The 15,650-nt window shown below is 59.1% G+C and carries 15 protein-coding genes; 6 read left to right on the plus strand and 9 right to left on the minus strand.

Going from position 1 to position 15,650, the window contains the following annotated elements:
• Positions 1–123: 123 nt before the first annotated feature.
• A complete protein-coding gene (locus QMK47_RS17500; RefSeq protein ID WP_320388873.1) occupies positions 124–1,068 on the minus strand; it encodes a DMT family transporter in 945 nt (314 codons plus the stop codon).
• A 248-nt stretch (positions 1,069–1,316) separates the two neighbouring features.
• Between QMK47_RS17500 and QMK47_RS17505 the strand changes: the two genes are divergently transcribed.
• The 3 genes from QMK47_RS17505 (at position 1,317) to QMK47_RS17515 (ending at position 4,434) form a co-directional block, all read left to right on the plus strand.
• Positions 1,317–2,180, plus strand: a complete 864-nt coding sequence (locus QMK47_RS17505; protein ID WP_214511982.1) for a LysR family transcriptional regulator — start codon at positions 1,317–1,319, stop codon at positions 2,178–2,180.
• A gap of 132 nt (positions 2,181–2,312) precedes the next feature.
• A complete protein-coding gene (locus QMK47_RS17510; RefSeq protein WP_258688591.1) occupies positions 2,313–3,857 on the plus strand; it encodes an EAL domain-containing protein in 1,545 nt (514 codons plus the stop codon).
• A 211-nt stretch (positions 3,858–4,068) separates the two neighbouring features.
• Positions 4,069–4,434, plus strand: a complete 366-nt coding sequence (locus QMK47_RS17515; RefSeq protein WP_013693615.1) for a histone-like nucleoid-structuring protein, MvaT/MvaU family — start codon at positions 4,069–4,071, stop codon at positions 4,432–4,434.
• 110 nt (positions 4,435–4,544) lie between these two features.
• Here the strand turns inward: QMK47_RS17515 and QMK47_RS17520 are convergent, their stop codons facing one another.
• Positions 4,545–5,072: a DUF4946 domain-containing protein gene (locus QMK47_RS17520; protein WP_320388874.1), complete on the minus strand. Its 528-nt coding sequence runs from the start codon at positions 5,070–5,072 to the stop codon at positions 4,545–4,547.
• An 85-nt stretch (positions 5,073–5,157) separates the two neighbouring features.
• The gene (locus QMK47_RS17525; protein ID WP_253475900.1) at positions 5,158–8,028 is read right to left on the minus strand and encodes an acyltransferase domain-containing protein; all 2,871 of its coding nucleotides are present in this window, start codon (positions 8,026–8,028) and stop codon (positions 5,158–5,160) included.
• 302 nt (positions 8,029–8,330) lie between these two features.
• Between QMK47_RS17525 and gloA the strand changes: the two genes are divergently transcribed.
• Positions 8,331–8,852: a lactoylglutathione lyase gene (gloA, locus tag QMK47_RS17530; protein WP_253475902.1), complete on the plus strand. Its 522-nt coding sequence runs from the start codon at positions 8,331–8,333 to the stop codon at positions 8,850–8,852.
• 181 nt (positions 8,853–9,033) lie between these two features.
• On the opposite strand, the gene ahpF is transcribed toward gloA, so the two are convergent.
• From ahpF to galU, 4 genes are all read right to left on the minus strand, one after another.
• Complete coding sequence (gene ahpF, locus QMK47_RS17535; protein ID WP_320388876.1) at positions 9,034–10,596, minus strand: alkyl hydroperoxide reductase subunit F; 1,563 nt, start codon at positions 10,594–10,596, stop codon at positions 9,034–9,036.
• 124 nt (positions 10,597–10,720) lie between these two features.
• Complete coding sequence (gene ahpC / locus QMK47_RS17540; RefSeq protein WP_024617781.1) at positions 10,721–11,284, minus strand: alkyl hydroperoxide reductase subunit C; 564 nt, start codon at positions 11,282–11,284, stop codon at positions 10,721–10,723.
• A gap of 271 nt (positions 11,285–11,555) precedes the next feature.
• Positions 11,556–12,911 carry a glutathione-disulfide reductase gene (gorA, locus tag QMK47_RS17545; protein WP_320388878.1) on the minus strand — a complete coding sequence of 452 codons (1,356 nt, stop codon included), beginning with the start codon at positions 12,909–12,911 and terminating at the stop codon, positions 11,556–11,558.
• Between the two features lie 299 nt (positions 12,912–13,210).
• Complete coding sequence (gene galU / locus QMK47_RS17550) at positions 13,211–14,050, minus strand: UTP--glucose-1-phosphate uridylyltransferase GalU (RefSeq protein ID WP_003182953.1); 840 nt, start codon at positions 14,048–14,050, stop codon at positions 13,211–13,213.
• A gap of 234 nt (positions 14,051–14,284) precedes the next feature.
• On the opposite strand from galU, the gene QMK47_RS17555 reads away from it, so the two are divergent.
• Entirely contained in the window at positions 14,285–14,500 is a 216-nt protein-coding gene (locus QMK47_RS17555) for a hypothetical protein (RefSeq protein WP_214511978.1), read from the plus strand.
• Positions 14,501–14,615: 115 nt separating this feature from the next.
• Complete coding sequence (locus QMK47_RS17560) at positions 14,616–14,897, plus strand: hypothetical protein (RefSeq protein ID WP_014337812.1); 282 nt, start codon at positions 14,616–14,618, stop codon at positions 14,895–14,897.
• On the opposite strand, the gene QMK47_RS17565 is transcribed toward QMK47_RS17560, so the two are convergent.
• On the minus strand, positions 14,898–15,128 hold the full coding sequence (locus QMK47_RS17565; protein ID WP_018605985.1) for a hypothetical protein: 231 nt from the start codon (positions 15,126–15,128) through the stop codon (positions 14,898–14,900).
• A 109-nt stretch (positions 15,129–15,237) separates the two neighbouring features.
• Positions 15,238–15,588 carry a hypothetical protein gene (locus QMK47_RS17570; RefSeq protein ID WP_003203007.1) on the minus strand — a complete coding sequence of 117 codons (351 nt, stop codon included), beginning with the start codon at positions 15,586–15,588 and terminating at the stop codon, positions 15,238–15,240.
• Between the last annotated feature and the right edge of the window lie 62 nt (positions 15,589–15,650).

Consider the following 15,650-nt stretch of genomic DNA (forward strand, 5'->3'; position numbering starts at 1 on the left):
ACCCAAGTATCTTCATTGTCGACCCAAGGCTCTTGCGGGCGAGGCTTCTGCTGCCAGAAGACGTTATTCTTATATGCGTAACTCGATTCTACACAGCGTAACCAGGTTTGTCCGCCTTCTGTATCAAATCGCCTTTTCCTTCGACCGCGCAAGGGGTTTGTTGCACAGGAAAATGCCCACCAGGATCACGCCCCCGCCGACACACATCAAGGCCGTGAGCCGTTCGTCCAGCAGCAGCGCCCCCAATAGCACCGCCGTCAGCGGATTAAGCGCGATGAACACCCCGGAACGGGTCGCGCCAATCCGACGAATGCCGTCATACCAGGCGATATAGGCCAGGGCCGAGCCCAGCACGCCGAGGTACAACAGGCTCAGCCATTGCTCCACGTCCAGCGCGCGCAGGGCTTGGACACGAATCTCGCCCGCCGCCGCGCAGGCCAGCCACAACATCAGCGTGCCCAGCAGAATCGACCAGGTCACGGTCTGCAAGGGGCCGAGACTGTCGTTGAGTTTTTTCGAAAACAGCGAATAGATGCCCCAGCCCAGCACGCAGCCAAAAATCAGCAGGTCGCCGATCCAACCCTGCGCTGCGCCTTGCAACAAGGACGGATCACGACTGACGATCACCAGCCCCGCCCCACCGATGCAGAGCACGATGCCCGCCACTTTCAAGCGGCTCAGCCGCTCCTTGAATAACCACCAGGACGCCAGCCCGATCACCGCCGGGTTCAAGGCCACGATCAGCGAGGCGCGCGAGGCATTGATGTACTGCAAGCCATAGAAGAAGCACAGGTTGTAGAAAAAGATGCCGAAGAACCCCAGCGCGGCCAATTGCAGCCCCTGCTTCACACTGGGCCTGACCAACGGGATCCCGGCCAGGGCGAGAAACGCCAGCAGCGCGATACTGGCCAGCAGGAACCGCAGGCTGGCGGCAAACATCGGCGCCAGGGCATCGGCAAGGATCCGGCCGGCCACGAAGGTCCCGCCCCAGATCATGGTGACCATGGCGAGCTTCAGGTAGACCGGCAGGTCTGACGGGGTTGGGAGGGTTTGCTCGAGGGTTTTCATGGTTCACCACCGCACGCTAATGAGAACAACACATAACCTGTGGCGAGGGGGGGTTAGTTGTGGGAGCAAAGCTTGCTCGCGATGAAGGCGGCGTGATTCAGCAGGCAAACCGAGTCATCGTTCATCGCGAGCAAGCTTTGCTCCCACAGGGTGCGACCTCGCCAAAAGGTGTTGTGCTACTTCCTGATTCAGATCAGATACCCCATTATCTGGCTCATGTTTGATCATCGTAAAATGAGCAATCCCTCATGACTCTCACCCAACTCGAAATCTTCTCCCTGGTCGCCGAGCTGCGGGGGTTCACGGCGGCGGCAACGCGCCTGGGCATCGGCCAGTCAGCGGTATCCCACGCCATCAAGTCCCTGGAACAAGAATTGGGCGTGGAATTGCTCAGGCGTCATCAATCCCAGGTGGAACTCAGCGATATTGGTCAGCAATTGCTGCTGCGGGCCCGGGCCATGCTCGGGCTGGCCAACACCTTGCGCCAGGAAGCCGCCGATGCCCGGGGCATGCGCCGCGGCACCTTGCGCATCGGCTCGTTCGGGCCAACGTCATCGATGAAACTGTTGCCCGGTATCCTGCGGCGCTATCGAGACTTGCACCCGGGCATCGAAGTGCACATCGACGAAGGGCCCGACAGGCAGGTCCTCCAATGGCTGGACGAACGGCGGATCGACGTCGGCTTCGTGGTGCTGCCCGAGGAGCGTTTCGATACGTTCATGCTGATGGAAGATCAGATGGTCGCCCTCCTGCCCACTAACCATCCCCTCGCCGCCCAGGCCAGCCTGAGCCTCAAGGACCTGTGCAACGACCCCTTCGTGCACACCGAGGCCGGATCGTCGGAGCTGGTTTCGCGCCTGTTCAATGCCGCCCGGCTGACCCCGAACGTGCGTTTTCGTTGTTCGCAACTGCTCAGCACCCTGGACGTCGTCAGGCGCGGTGAGGCGGTGAGCGTGGTGTCCGAAGGTTCGTTGCCGGAGGGCGAAAGCCTGGGTTTCGTCGCGCGCCCCTTGTCGCCGCGGGTGCCGCGCCAGATTGGCCTGGCAGTCCTGGACAGCCGCCAGGCCTCGCCCGCCACCCTGGCGTTTATCGAGCTGGCCCGGCAGTCATGAGCCTGGCATTGAACCTATGGGAGCAAAGCTTGCTCCCATAGTCACGCTGCGATCAGCAAGCACCCGGCAAGCCATCTATCATGGTCGGCATCCGACGTTTCCCCTCACCCCTTTTCCTCTCAGGTTGTGCCGATGCCCTTGACCGCCACCCGCTCGCACACCCGGCCCCGTCGCTATCTCGTCACCCTGCTGTGCGGCCTGGTACCGATGCTCTCAGGGCTGACCATTTTGTACATGCAGGCCGAGCGGACGCTGGCGCAACACACCCGGCAGACCGCCGAGGAGCTGGTCAGGCAGATCGAGCTGATGCTCGACAACACCGCCTTGGCGGCCCGTGAACTATTACCCCTGGCCGGCCAGCCCTGCGAAGCGGTGAAGCTGGCCTTACGCGAACAAGTGACGCGCCGGCCCTTTGTCCGTTCGACCAACCTTATCTGGGACAACAACCTGTATTGCAGCTCGCTGTTCGGTGCCTTCGAGGAACGCGTCAACCCGAGCGACTACCATCAAGACAGCTTGTGGCTCATGGGCGGCAACCCGGTCACGCCGGACACCGCGCTGCTGATTTACCGGCTCAACGAGGGCCATCAAGGCGCCCTGGCTACGCTCAACGGGTACCACCTGACGAACGTCTTGCGCTTGATCGGCCGCCAGACCCGGCTAAGGCTGCAAGTCGGGACGAACTGGCTGGCGGCGGACGGCAAGGTCCGGCCAGCGCCCATGCCCGGGCTGCCGGTCGCCCAGAATGAGCTGGGGTCATCGCGCTATGCCTTCAATGTAGAAGCCGGCTTCGACGAGGGCGAGACCTGGCGCTACATGGCCAGGGAATATCCGCCGCTGTTCAGCTTGCTGATCTTCTTCGGCGTCGTGGCCGGGACCCTCGGGCACTGGCTGCAAAAGCGCGCCTCCTCGCCCAGTCGTGAACTGCAACGGGCCCTGGAAGCCGGCGAGTTCGTGCCCTATCTGCAACCGGTCGTACACAGCGACAGCAAACGCAGGGCCGGCGTCGAAGTGCTGATGCGCTGGAACCACCCCAAGGAAGGCCTCGTTTGCCCGGACCTGTTCATTCCATTCGCCGAACACAGCGGCCTGATCGTACCGATGACCCGGGCGCTGATGCAGCAGACCATGCACCTGCTGGCACCGCTGGCGCCTCAACTCGAAGTGCCGTTTCATGTTGGCATCAACATCACCGCCCGCCACTGCCAGGATCTGGCGCTGGTGGACGATTGCCGCGAATTTCTCGCCGCCTTCGCGCCCGGTACGATTGCCCTGGCGCTGGAGTTGACCGAGCGCGAGTTGATCGAACCTACGCCCGTTACCCGGCAACTGTTCGACCAGCTGCGGGAGCTGGGCGTCAAGATCGCCCTCGACGATTTCGGCACGGGTCATTCCAGCTTGGCGTACGTGCGCCAGTTCAACGTGGACCTTTTGAAGATCGACCAGAGTTTTGTCGCGAGGATCGGTGCCGATACGCTGTCACGGCACCTGCTCGACAGCATCATCGAACTGTCGGGAAAGCTGGGCCTGGACATGGTGGCCGAGGGCGTCGAAACCGTCGAGCAAAGTGACTACCTGAGCGCCCATGGGGTGAACTTTCTACAGGGTTATCTATTTGGTCGACCGATTAGCGGGCAGGCGTTCATTGAGACCTTGACCGACCTTAATGGCAGTTAACCGCCGCCGATCTATTGACGACGATGCCCAACTGATAAAAAATTTTTCTGTTGTTACATAACGAAAAAGTTACGATTTACACTTCCCGGATTAACTACTACAATTTTTCTACCTGTGCCAGATAGCAGGAGAGTCATTAACACCAAGGCGCTCGGCTTATAGCTTTGTTTGCGGTTGGTATCAGCCAAATATTTTGAATGGAGTAACGATTTTGTCCAGACTCGCTGAATTTCGTGCAGCCGAAAAGGCCCTTCAAGAACAGCTCAAGCAGTTGGAATCACTGAAGAACGATGCCGGGCTCAAGAAGGAAATCGAATTCGAGGAAAAGCTCCAGGGACTGATGAAAACCTACGGCAAGAGCCTGCGCGACATCGTCGCGATCCTCGACCCGAACCCGTCCAAGGCGAGCCTGCAATCGAGCAAACCCATCAAGACCCGCCGTGCGCGAGTGGTAAAGGTTTACCAGAACCCGCACACCGGCGAGTTGATCGAGACCAAGGGCGGCAATCACCGCGGCCTGAAAGCCTGGAAAGAACAGTACGGTGCAGCTACCGTCGACTCCTGGTTGCGTGGTTGACACGTGCGCGGTTGACAGCGTCCATGATGCAAAAAAGCCCTGAATACACTCAGGGCTTTTTTATGGGCTAAACTTTTGGAGTAAACCCCGAGCGTATTACGCTGACGGCGTTATAGTTTCAAACTGTTTCGCACCGACTGTATTTCATCCTGGCTTTCAACAAACACCTGCGCCTGCCCTGCATAGGACAGCACATAAGCCTTGCCCTCATTTAGTGCCGCGACGAGTGCCTGAGACAATACATGTCGTCCGTTTTGCGTGATCGTGCAAGTGGTTTCCAATGCAGTTACGCCGCCCAACATGGAAGCATGGATCTTATTGCACACACTTTGGTAACCGCCCTGGAAGAAATCCTTCTGGATCGATTTGCGCATTTCCAGCAACACGCCTTGCAAGTTGACCTGGTGACCGGGTTCGACGGTAGTCGTGGTCAACTCCATGACCATCACGGCATTGCCTGCCGAATCGCTCTTGGTTGCACGTTGTCGCAGGGTTCCCGGGGCCGCCGAGGTCGATGCCTGCGCCGGCAGCGGTTCGACGACCCAGCCCTGGGGCCACGTAACCTGCTGTTCGGACGCCTGGACGCCGCCGACACTCACTAGCAGCAGGACAAACAGCGAAAGGAACGGTCGAATCATTGCGTGGCCACTCAAGGACGAATCGTAAAGTCTGAAGCATGATTTCGATGAGAGCTACAGCAAATTGAACGCCGGGAACATGAGGTTAACGCTGGGGACGGGCCCCCACTGCCCAGTTCAAGGCATCAGCCAAGGCGTTGGCATAATCCAAGTCGTCTCCGATGGGAGCCTGGGTTGCATTCCCCGGATGGCCAAACGCTGCGATCCATTGCGGTGTGTGTTGTGCAAGCTGGTCGCACAACACCGTTATCTCGCCTTCCAACTGACGGTACATGTCCAATTCAAGCAGTCCCTCGCTTATGAACCAGGCGGCATGCTGTTCGATACGCTCAAGCACAAACAGCGCGGTCAAATCCCCCAGCATTTTTTTCGCCTGAGGCAAGGACACGACTGAAAGGGCCTGGAGCGCGCTTTCAAGAAACAGACGCAAACCGTGCGCCTCGCCCACCGCCCGGGCACCGACCAATAACGGATTCCACACCTGCATCGGATCGCAGCCCAGTAATTCAGCCGCTTCAACGTCCGCCTTGAGCCGGCTGATCAACCGGTATTCGCGTGTTCGAAACAGGAATAGCCAATATTCGGGCTCCAACAATCGAGCACTCCCGGAAAATACCGGGGGCAAGTCGAGAGGTAATGCACTCAAGCTTTTGGCGGTATCCAGAACGATCAGCAGATTATTACCGCCAGCGTCATTGAATACGTGAGCCAGCCCTTCATACTCCATGAAACGATTCAGTGTCAGATCACCCGCTACACCGCAGCGAAGCCGACACTCGCTGATCACCTGCTCGGCAGCCCAGGTACACAATGCCTTGCTCAGGGCCAACGATCGGTTCGCGCTGGACCACGGCGCCCAGGTCAAGGCCGACGCATCGGCGGTGCGTCGAGTAGTCCGCTCGCGCACTCTTTGCATCCAGCCTTCAACTTCATGATTAACCTGGCAGGTAGTGACGTAAGTGGTCGCCAAGGCAGCGAACAGCGCACGACGTTGGGTACTGTAGTTCAGCAAACTGACATCGGCGCCAATACGCGCCATCGTGGTGCGGCGTAAAGAATGACTCAGGGCCAACCCGACACTGGCACGGGCCACCGCGCACATGGCTACTGCCGCCATGGCCCAGACATGCGCGGGTGCCACTAGCGTACGGACAAGCCGCTCGTCCGGATTGGAGAGCGGATCATGCAAGACGCCTTGTTCATCAATGGAGGCCGTGCCGGACAACCAAGCGCAATAAGGTAGGTGCACGTGATCGAATCCCGCCAATCCATAATCGAAGGGAACCAGGGGGATTTCTGCCGGGGAAGACAACCGCACGCCCGGACGAGGGCCTCGGTTATCGCTGATATCGAAGGCGAAAGGGTAGACACCACAGTCCCGGTCATCAATCTTCAAGCGTGCGCACACGACCCCGATCTTGGCCTGGTCACTGATTCCCACATTGGTAAACTTCAGCGCACCGTTATCCGGTGTATGCAACGTGAAGGACCTACTCGCGGGATCGAAGACAGCCTCGGTACGATTGGCAATCTGACTGTTGCTGCCACCGATTTCGGTGATCATGTAGGCGCTGACCTTCTCGCCGGACTCCAACGCCTGGCGCAGGCGGATGGCTCCCGAGTTGCCCTGCTCGAACTCGATCAAGGTGCCGACACAAAGCCCGTACTGGATGGCGAAGGCGATAAACAAAGATGGATCGGTCACCCCCAGCGATTGCGAGAGCGCCAGCATCAGGCCGGGCTCATCGAACAATCGGGTATTGGCGGGTAGCGCCTTGATCAGCGCCCGCAGCCGCGCATAGGTGCCTCGGTGCAGTTCCAGACTCCCCAAACCGATACGACGGGAGAGATCCAGGCCTGCAAGAATCTGCGCTGCCTGCATGCTCGTTTCATTAGAAACAGCCCCTTCAATGGCTTCGACCAGGCCGCGGACTGTCCGATCCGTCAGCGGATCGTCGGCCCCAGCCCGGGCCTCCAGTTCGGAGAACAAAACCTTCAGCTCAGCACCATCCTGTACTAACGGAGCGTATGCCTGCACCTGAGGTAATGTGGCGTACACACACCGCGACAAAGCACCACCGATGCCGAGATCGACGAAGACCGTCTGCGCATCCGACTCGACGTCCCGCAGCGCCTGTAATAGGTGGGCCGGCTTGACGACACAATCAGCGAGCCCGCGCAGCAGGTCATCCTTGTCGTGGTACATCCTGCGCGCAACGCAGGAATACAGAGGGACCCGCAAAGGACGTGGTGACATTGCGCGAAGTTGCGTAAGGAAATGCTGAGCCACTGACGCCTGGGCTGGATGATGAGACGCGTAAGGTGCATCCAGCCTCAGCAGCTTTGCGCCACCTGGGGCTTGTTTCATCAAGGCTTCGATGGCCTCGTTGGGACCGCTGACGAGGCATTGACGAGGCGCGTTGACACACGCCAACGCCAGGTCCGAGCGCCCCAGCGTCTCCAGCATGGTTAAGGTCTCCTGCTCGGAACCGATGATCAGCACCATGGTCCCTTTGCCTTCCTGATCTTGGAAGGCATTGTTCAACGCACAAATGGCCCGCACGCCATCCATCAACGTAAGCGCACCAGCGCAGACCATCGCCGCAATTTCCCCCAAGCTTTGCGCAACAATAATGCGAGGACGAACACCAAAAAGCTCAAGGACCTCTACCAACGCTACCGAAGCGGCGAAGGCTGCCATCTGCGGAACACCCACTGGCAGCACACACTTGTGGTCCGGCTCGAGCAGAATCTGTCGAATCAGGCCCGACGCTATAGGTCGACGTTGCTCGATATGATTCAAGGCATCATCCACTGCACATAGGATTGTCTCTATCCGTTGCGCAATTTGCGGGCTGGTGCGGTGGAGCGTCGCCAAGCCACCTCGCGGATCAGATCCTTGGCCGGGGAACATGAAAACAACGTTATCGCGTAATGAAACCAATGGGCAGGACATGAAACCCCTCCAGTCGCACGACTCCGTTCGTCTGGTTCACAAGGGCGACTATCGGGAGCATAAGTGGGAAAAAAAGCGCAGCGGATGGAAAGACCGATTTTTTCCATCGGGTTCAGAATAAAGTCATGATCTAGTCGTACAACTGTCGACTCCTACAGTGAATCGATACAGCCAAGGTTTGGCGACGCCGCGCCCCTTGCGTATCATGGGCGCACCTGCAAGGAAGCCGTCTGACGCAAGCCCAGGAACCGTCGCAACCACGCTTGCGACGCCGTTTGCCCCACTTATTTTCCGGAGGGCCCATGAGCCTGCACGAACTCAACACTTTCCCTGGCGTCACCGCACAACCTGATGCCGCCACGGCCAAGTTCGTCTTCAACCACACCATGCTGCGCGTCAAGGACATCACCCGGTCCCTGGATTTCTACACCCGCGTGCTGGGTTTCTCGCTGGTGGAGAAACGCGACTTCCCGGAAGCCGAGTTCAGCCTGTATTTCCTGGCGCTGGTGGACAAGCACCAGATCCCGGCGGACGCGGCGGCGCGGACCGAATGGATGAAGTCGATCCCGGGCATCCTGGAACTGACCCACAACCACGGCACCGAAAGCGACCCGGCCTTCGCCTACCATAACGGCAACACCGACCCACGCGGCTTCGGCCATATCTGCATCTCGGTACCGGACGTCGCCGCCGCCTGCGAGCGCTTCGAAGCACTGGGCTGCGATTTCCAGAAACGCCTGAACGACGGGCGCATGAAAAGCCTGGCCTTCATCAAGGACCCGGATGGCTACTGGGTTGAAATCATCCAGCCTGCGCCGCTGTAAACCTCACCACCGCCCCCTGTGGGAGCGAGCTTGCTCGCGATGACGGCGGCACATTCAACATGGATGCAGGCTGGGGCACCGGCTATCGCGAGCAAGCTCGCTCCCACAGGGTGATGCGTGATCCAAAACAAAACCCCATGAGCCAGGCTCATGGGGTTCTGTTTTTTCCGCTATCGGCTATTCAGGCCGGCGCAGAGGTACGGATCAGGTGGTCGAAGGCACTCAGCGAAGCCTTGGCGCCCTCGCCTACGGCAATCACGATCTGCTTGTACGGCACGGTGGTCACGTCACCGGCGGCGAACACGCCAGGGATCGAGGTTTCACCCCGGGCATCGACGATAATTTCACCCCGCGGCGACAGCTCGACGGTGCCTTTGAGCCAATCGGTGTTGGGCAACAGGCCGATCTGCACGAAGATCCCCTCCAACTCCACATCCCGCACGTCACCGCTCGGACGGTCCTTGTAGCGCAAGCCATTGACCTTCTGACCGTCTCCGGTCACTTCGGTGGTCTGGGCGTTGGTAATCACCGTCACGTTCGGCAGGCTGTGCAGTTTGCGCTGCAATACCGCGTCGGCACGCAATTGCACATCGAACTCCAGCAACGTGACGTGGGCGACGATACCGGCCAGGTCGATGGCCGCCTCGACGCCGGAGTTACCACCGCCGATCACCGCCACGCGCTTGCCTTTGAACAGCGGACCGTCGCAGTGCGGGCAGTACGCCACGCCCTTGTTGCGATACTGCTGCTCGCCCGGCACGTTCATTTCACGCCAGCGGGCACCGGTCGCCAGGATCACGGTCCTGGCCTTGAGGCTCGCACCGCTGGCGAACTTGATTTCATGCAACCCGCCGTCCTTGCCTGGCACCAGGCCGTCGGCACGTTGCAGGTTCATGATGTCCACGTCGTACTGCTTGACGTGTTCTTCCAGGGCGACGGCCAGTTTCGGCCCTTCGGTTTCCTGGACCGAGATGAAGTTCTCGATGGCCATGGTGTCGAGCACCTGGCCGCCGAAACGTTCGGCCGCCACGCCAGTGCGGATGCCTTTACGGGCCGCGTAGATCGCCGCCGAAGCACCGGCCGGGCCACCGCCGACCACCAGCACATCAAAGGCATCCTTGGCGCTGATTTTCTCGGCCTGGCGTTCGATGCCGCTGGTGTCGATCTTGGCGAGAATCTCTTCCAGGCCCATGCGGCCCTGGCCGAAGTTCACACCGTTGAGGTACACACTCGGCACGGCCATGATCTGGCGTTCATCAACTTCGGCCTGGAACAGCGCGCCGTCGATGGCGACGTGACGAATGTTCGGGTTCAGCACCGCCATCAGGTTCAGCGCCTGGACCACGTCCGGGCAGTTCTGGCACGACAGCGAGAAATAGGTCTCGAAGTTGAACTCGCCCTTGAGGGAGCGGACCTGTTCGATGACGTCGACACTGGCCTTCGAAGGGTGACCGCCAACTTGCAGCAAGGCCAACACCAGCGAAGTGAATTCGTGGCCCATGGGAATGCCGGCAAAATGCAGGCTGATATCGGCTCCCGGGCGGTTCAACGAAAACGAAGGCTTGCGCGCATCGCTGCCGTTGTCGAGCAAGGTAATCTGGTGGGAAAGACTGGCAACGTCCTGGAGTAACGCGAGCATTTCCTGGGATTTCGCACCGTCGTCGAGGGAGGCGACGATCTCGATCGGCTGGGTGACCCGTTCCAGGTATGACTTCAACTGAGCTTTAAGATTGGCGTCCAACATACGGGCGATTTCCATTTTTTGAATTTCAGAAAAAACAACGCCCGAGGGAATCTCGCCCGGGCGTTTTTTGGGGCGAAGCGGCTTACTTGATTAAGAGCGGATCGCCCTCGGATGACTCACAGACTTAGATCTTGCCGACCAGGTCCAGGGACGGAGCCAGGGTGGCCTCGCCTTCTTTCCACTTGGCTGGGCAGACTTCGCCTGGGTGAGCGGCAACGTACTGAGCGGCCTTGACCTTGCGCAGCAGTTCGGAAGCGTCACGGCCTACACCGCCGTCGTTGATTTCAACGATCTTGATCTGGCCTTCCGGGTTGATCACGAAAGTGCCGCGGTCAGCCAGGCCAACTTCTTCGATCAGCACGTCGAAGTTGCGGGAGATAACGTGGGTTGGGTCGCCGATCATGGTGTACTGGATCTTGCCGATGGCTGGCGAAGTGTTGTGCCAGGCCGCATGGGCAAAGTGGGTGTCGGTCGATACGCTGTAGATCTCGACGCCCAGTTTCTTGAATTCGGCGTAGTTGTCAGCCAGGTCTTCCAGCTCGGTTGGGCAAACGAAGGTGAAGTCAGCTGGGTAGAAGAACACGACAGACCACTTGCCTTTCAGATCGGCGTCCGATACCGGAACGAATTCGCCGTTTTTGAAAGCGGTAGCGTTGAACGGTTTAACTTGGCTGTTGATGATAGGCATCGATGTTTCTCCATCAGGGTTGAAAAGTTGATGGAGGGAATCTTAACCACTCGTCCCCGGGCTGGCTCATTGGCAAACCTGATGTGAATGATTGGTTTTGGCTATCAGGAATCTATATAGATAGAAAAAATCTGTAGGAGCTGGCGAAGCCTGCGATCTTTTGATCTTTCTTTTGATCTTTCGCTTGAGATTCAAGTGTCTGGGGAAAGATCGCAGCCTCGTTGCACTCGACAGCTCCTACACAGCTCTTACGCAGCTCTTACGGGTAGCTTCAGGCGACGGGCGTACGCATCGTCACGAACTCTTCGGCAGCCGTCGGGTGCACGCCGATGGTTTCGTCGAAGTCGCGCTTGGTGGCGCCGGCCTTGAGGGCAATGGCCAGGCCCTGGACGATTTCCCCGGCATCCGGTCCAACCATGTGGCAACCCAGTACCTTGTCAGTCCGGGCATCCACCACCAGTTTCATCAGTGTGCGCTCCTGGCATTCGGTCAAGCTCAGTTTCATCGGCCGGAAACGGCTTTCGAAAATCTCAACCTCATGGCCCTCCTCCTTGGCCTGCTCTTCCGTCAGACCCACCGTGCCGATGTTCGGCAGGCTGAACACGGCGGTGGGAATCATCCGGTAATCCACCAGGCGATATTGCTCGGGCTTGAACAGACGTCGCGCAACCGCCATGCCTTCGGCCAGGGCAACGGGGGTAAGCTGCACACGACCGATCACATCGCCAATGGCCAGGATCGACGGTTCAGTGGTCTCGTATTTTTCGTTGACCTTGACGAACCCCTTCTCGTCCACTGTGACAGCGGTGTTCTCCAGGCCAAGATTGTCGAGCATCGGCCGTCGGCCGGTGGCGTAGAACACGCAATCGGTGATCAACGTCTTGCCATCCTTGAGCTCTACCCTGAGGCTGCCATCGTCGAGTTTTTCGATGGATTTGATGTCCGCGTTGAATTGCAGATCCAGGCCACGCCGAGTCAGTTCTTCCGCCAGGTGCTTGCGCACTGCACCGTCAAAGCCGCGCAGGAACAGCTCACCGCGATAGAGCAAGGACGTCTGCGCACCCATGCCGTGGAAAATCCCGGCGAACTCCACCGCAATGTAGCCGCCGCCCACCACGATGACGCGCTTGGGCAGTTCCTTGAGGAAAAACGCCTCGTTGGAGCTGATGGCATGCTCGCGCCCCGGAATGTCCGGAATCACCGGCCAGCCGCCGGTGGCGATCATGATGTGCTTGGCGGTGTAGCGCTGGCCGTTGATCTCGACCTCATTGGGCCCGGTCAGCCTGGCATGCCCTTCGTGCAACTCGACGCCGCTGTTGACCAGCAGGTTGCGGTAGATGCCGTTGAGGCGATTGATTTCCCGGTCCTTGTTGGCGATCAACGTGGCCCAGTCGAAACTCGCCTCGCCCGCCGTCCAGCCATAGGCCGACGCCTGCTCGAAGTCCTCGGCGTAGTGCGCGCCGTAGACCAGCAGTTTTTTCGGCACGCAGCCCACGTTCACGCAGGTCCCGCCCAGGTAACGGCTTTCCGCCACGGCCACCTTGGCCCCGAAACCGGCGGCAAACCGCGCAGCCCGTACACCACCGGAACCGGCGCCAACCACATACAAGTCAAAATCGTAGGCCATTTTCTATCTCCTTCGGCAGGTCGTCAGCATACCTGCTGTTTTCACCTGAGGCAGCGTTGCAGCGCAATTCCTGTGGGAGCGAGCTTGCTCGCGATAGCGTCGGCACATTCAGCACCGATGCAAGCTGACCCACCGCCATCGCGAGCAAGCTCGCTCCCACAGTTGTTTTGGGGTGGGCTCAGGATTTTCATACCCCACAGGGTTTGTTTGTGTGATTGAGGCGTTGCGAGAGACTTTTCCGCGAGCCAAAAAAACGCCCCGAACCAGTCGGGGCGTTTTTCAAGGCGTGGCGCAGGCTATCAGTAAGCCTTGCCCGTCTTGTAGAAGTTCTCGAAGCAGAAGTTGGTCGCGTCGATGTAGCCTTCGGCGCCACCGCAGTCGAAACGCTTGCCCTTGAACTTGTAGGCCATGACGCAGCCGTTCTGGGCCTGTTTCATCAGGGCGTCGGTGATCTGGATTTCGCCGCCCTTGCCTGGCTCGGTCTGTTCGATCAGGTCGAAGATGTCCGGGGTCAGGATGTAGCGACCGATGATCGCCAGGTTCGACGGTGCGTCTTCAGGTTTTGGTTTTTCAACCATGCTGTGAACGCGGTAGATGTCGTCGCGGATCATTTCGCCGGCAATCACGCCGTACTTGTTGGTTTCCTGCGGATCGACTTCCTGGATCGCCACGATGGAGCAGCGGAACTGCTTGTACAGCTTGACCATCTGGGTCAGTACGCCGTCGCCTTCGAGGTTGACGCACAGGTCGTCCGCCAGGACCACGGCGAACGGTTCGTCACCGATCAGTGGGCGGCCGGTCAGGATCGCGTGGCCCAGGCCTTTCATTTCGGTCTGGCGGGTGTAGGAGAACGAGCACTCATCCAGCAGTTTGCGGATACCGACCAGGTATTTTTCCTTGTCGGTGCCCTTGATCTGGTTTTCCAGCTCGTAGCTGATGTCGAAATGGTCTTCCAGGGCGCGTTTGCCGCGGCCGGTGACGATGGAGATTTCTGTCAGGCCCGCATCGAGGGCTTCTTCGACGCCGTACTGGATCAGTGGCTTGTTCACCACCGGCAGCATTTCTTTGGGCATGGCTTTAGTCGCTGGCAGGAAGCGAGTACCGTAACCGGCTGCTGGGAACAAGCATTTCTTGATCATATAAGTCCTTGAAAAGGCGGTGTGTACAAGTTTCGGCGCAGTCTAATCAGGCGACGGGCACCTTACAATGCCCGCACTGGCCAACCGGTGCCATCATAGAGAAATAAAAAACGGCAGATAGTTCAATCGCCTTTCGTTTCGATGGCTGCAGCGGACCCACTGTACGCCAGTAGGCGCTGTTTGCGAGCATTTGACGTATCATGGTGCCCTTGATCACGCCAATGAGGCAGCTAGATGTCGGCAACAAGAAACGCAAACGGTTATTCGGTCAGCCAGGGCAAGGACGGCCAGTGGTGGATTATCAACTACCACGGCGAGCAGGTCGCCGGTCCCTTGCCCAGCAAGGCCATGGCGGTGGAAGTGGCCGCGGTATTCCAGGATGAGCGCGCTGCCCCGGCGGAGAAAGAACGCGCCACCGCTCCGGCACGCAGCCCTCGCCGCAAGAAATAACCAGACGAGCCTCTAGTAAATGTCTCCCCGGCATTGAGCGAGGCTGGTTTAGCTGTACCGCAATGGCCATTCGCTATAATCTCGCCGTTGCCCTTCCCTCCTTGATGACGATCCCATGAAGACACTTCTGGCACTGTTTACAGTCCTGGCCTTGGCGGGCTGTGCCTCGGCCGAAAAAACCTACCTGAACAACGGCGAGCAAGGCCTGGCCATTGACTGCTCGGGTGAGGCCAACTCCTGGGCGACGTGCTACGAAAAGGCTGACGCGTCCTGTGCCGGCACCGGCTACCGCATCGTCGGCACCGACGGCACGCCCCAGGCCAAGGAAAGCGAGAAGACCCTGGGCGTCGACGTCGGCAACTTCACCAGCCGCAGTGTCGTGGTGGTCTGCAAGTAGTTAAATGTGGATCTCGGCGAACTTGATGCCCAGCCCGCGCAAGGTTTCGATCAGTTCATCGAGACGGGCGAAGGACTCGACTTCGTCCAGGTCATCCACCAGGAAAAAACTGCGCCCGGCGCTTTTCTTGAAGAACACGATCCATTCGCCCGGGCTCGCCGGGTTCTGAATCACGTGGGTGGCACAGATAAGACCTTCTGCATGGCGCTCGCGCACCTGCTCGCGTTTCATCGACTGGCTCCATAAATGACAATGCCGCCAACGTGAACCGTGGCGGCATTTTTTGTCGAGGGCAGTAGTTTAGCCGATGCCCGGTCCGCTCGTCAGGCGCGGAATGTGATCAGCCGGAAATGCAGGCGTTGGCCGCATCCTGCACGTCGCCCGGACGCACCGGTACATTGGACATGCTTTCGTGCAGCTTGATGCTGCTGCCGCTGGAGCGCTCGTCAATGTCGAACACCGCCGCCGGCAGGGTCGACAGTTTGCCCGGGACGATCAATCGGACGCCATTCTTGTGTGGCTCCACTTGCAGCGGACCACGGCTTTTGGCCAGTTTGTCGGAAACACACTTGGCATATTCGTGAGGTTTCTTTCCGGAGATGACGCTCATGGTGGGGGGCGTCTGGTTGATGTCCGATACCGATGCACATCCACTCATGGCTAATGCCAACACCCACACGCTGCGCTTCATATGATTCCTCCAATAAAGATCCTCCGACAGTGCAGGCGCCGTTTTTCTCCGGCGCCACACCG

Source organism: Pseudomonas sp. P9_35, assembly GCF_034008205.1.
In the GTDB taxonomy this organism is placed as follows: Bacteria; Pseudomonadota; Gammaproteobacteria; order Pseudomonadales; family Pseudomonadaceae; genus Aquipseudomonas; species Aquipseudomonas kilonensis.

Coding starts and splice junctions, on each gene's coding strand:
- QMK47_RS17500 (WP_320388873.1), bottom strand. CDS start 1,068: ATGAAAACCCTCGAGCAAACCCTCCCAACCCCGTCAGACCTGCCGGTC.
- QMK47_RS17505 (WP_214511982.1), top strand. CDS start 1,317: ATGACTCTCACCCAACTCGAAATCTTCTCCCTGGTCGCCGAGCTGCGG.
- QMK47_RS17510 (WP_258688591.1), top strand. CDS start 2,313: ATGCCCTTGACCGCCACCCGCTCGCACACCCGGCCCCGTCGCTATCTC.
- QMK47_RS17520 (WP_320388874.1), bottom strand. CDS start 5,072: ATGATTCGACCGTTCCTTTCGCTGTTTGTCCTGCTGCTAGTGAGTGTC.
- QMK47_RS17525 (WP_253475900.1), bottom strand. CDS start 8,028: ATGTCCTGCCCATTGGTTTCATTACGCGATAACGTTGTTTTCATGTTC.
- gloA (WP_253475902.1), top strand. CDS start 8,331: ATGAGCCTGCACGAACTCAACACTTTCCCTGGCGTCACCGCACAACCT.
- ahpF (WP_320388876.1), bottom strand. CDS start 10,596: ATGTTGGACGCCAATCTTAAAGCTCAGTTGAAGTCATACCTGGAACGG.
- ahpC (WP_024617781.1), bottom strand. CDS start 11,284: ATGCCTATCATCAACAGCCAAGTTAAACCGTTCAACGCTACCGCTTTC.
- gorA (WP_320388878.1), bottom strand. CDS start 12,911: ATGGCCTACGATTTTGACTTGTATGTGGTTGGCGCCGGTTCCGGTGGT.
- galU (WP_003182953.1), bottom strand. CDS start 14,050: ATGATCAAGAAATGCTTGTTCCCAGCAGCCGGTTACGGTACTCGCTTC.
- QMK47_RS17555 (WP_214511978.1), top strand. CDS start 14,285: ATGTCGGCAACAAGAAACGCAAACGGTTATTCGGTCAGCCAGGGCAAG.
- QMK47_RS17560 (WP_014337812.1), top strand. CDS start 14,616: ATGAAGACACTTCTGGCACTGTTTACAGTCCTGGCCTTGGCGGGCTGT.
- QMK47_RS17565 (WP_018605985.1), bottom strand. CDS start 15,128: ATGAAACGCGAGCAGGTGCGCGAGCGCCATGCAGAAGGTCTTATCTGT.
- QMK47_RS17570 (WP_003203007.1), bottom strand. CDS start 15,588: ATGAAGCGCAGCGTGTGGGTGTTGGCATTAGCCATGAGTGGATGTGCA.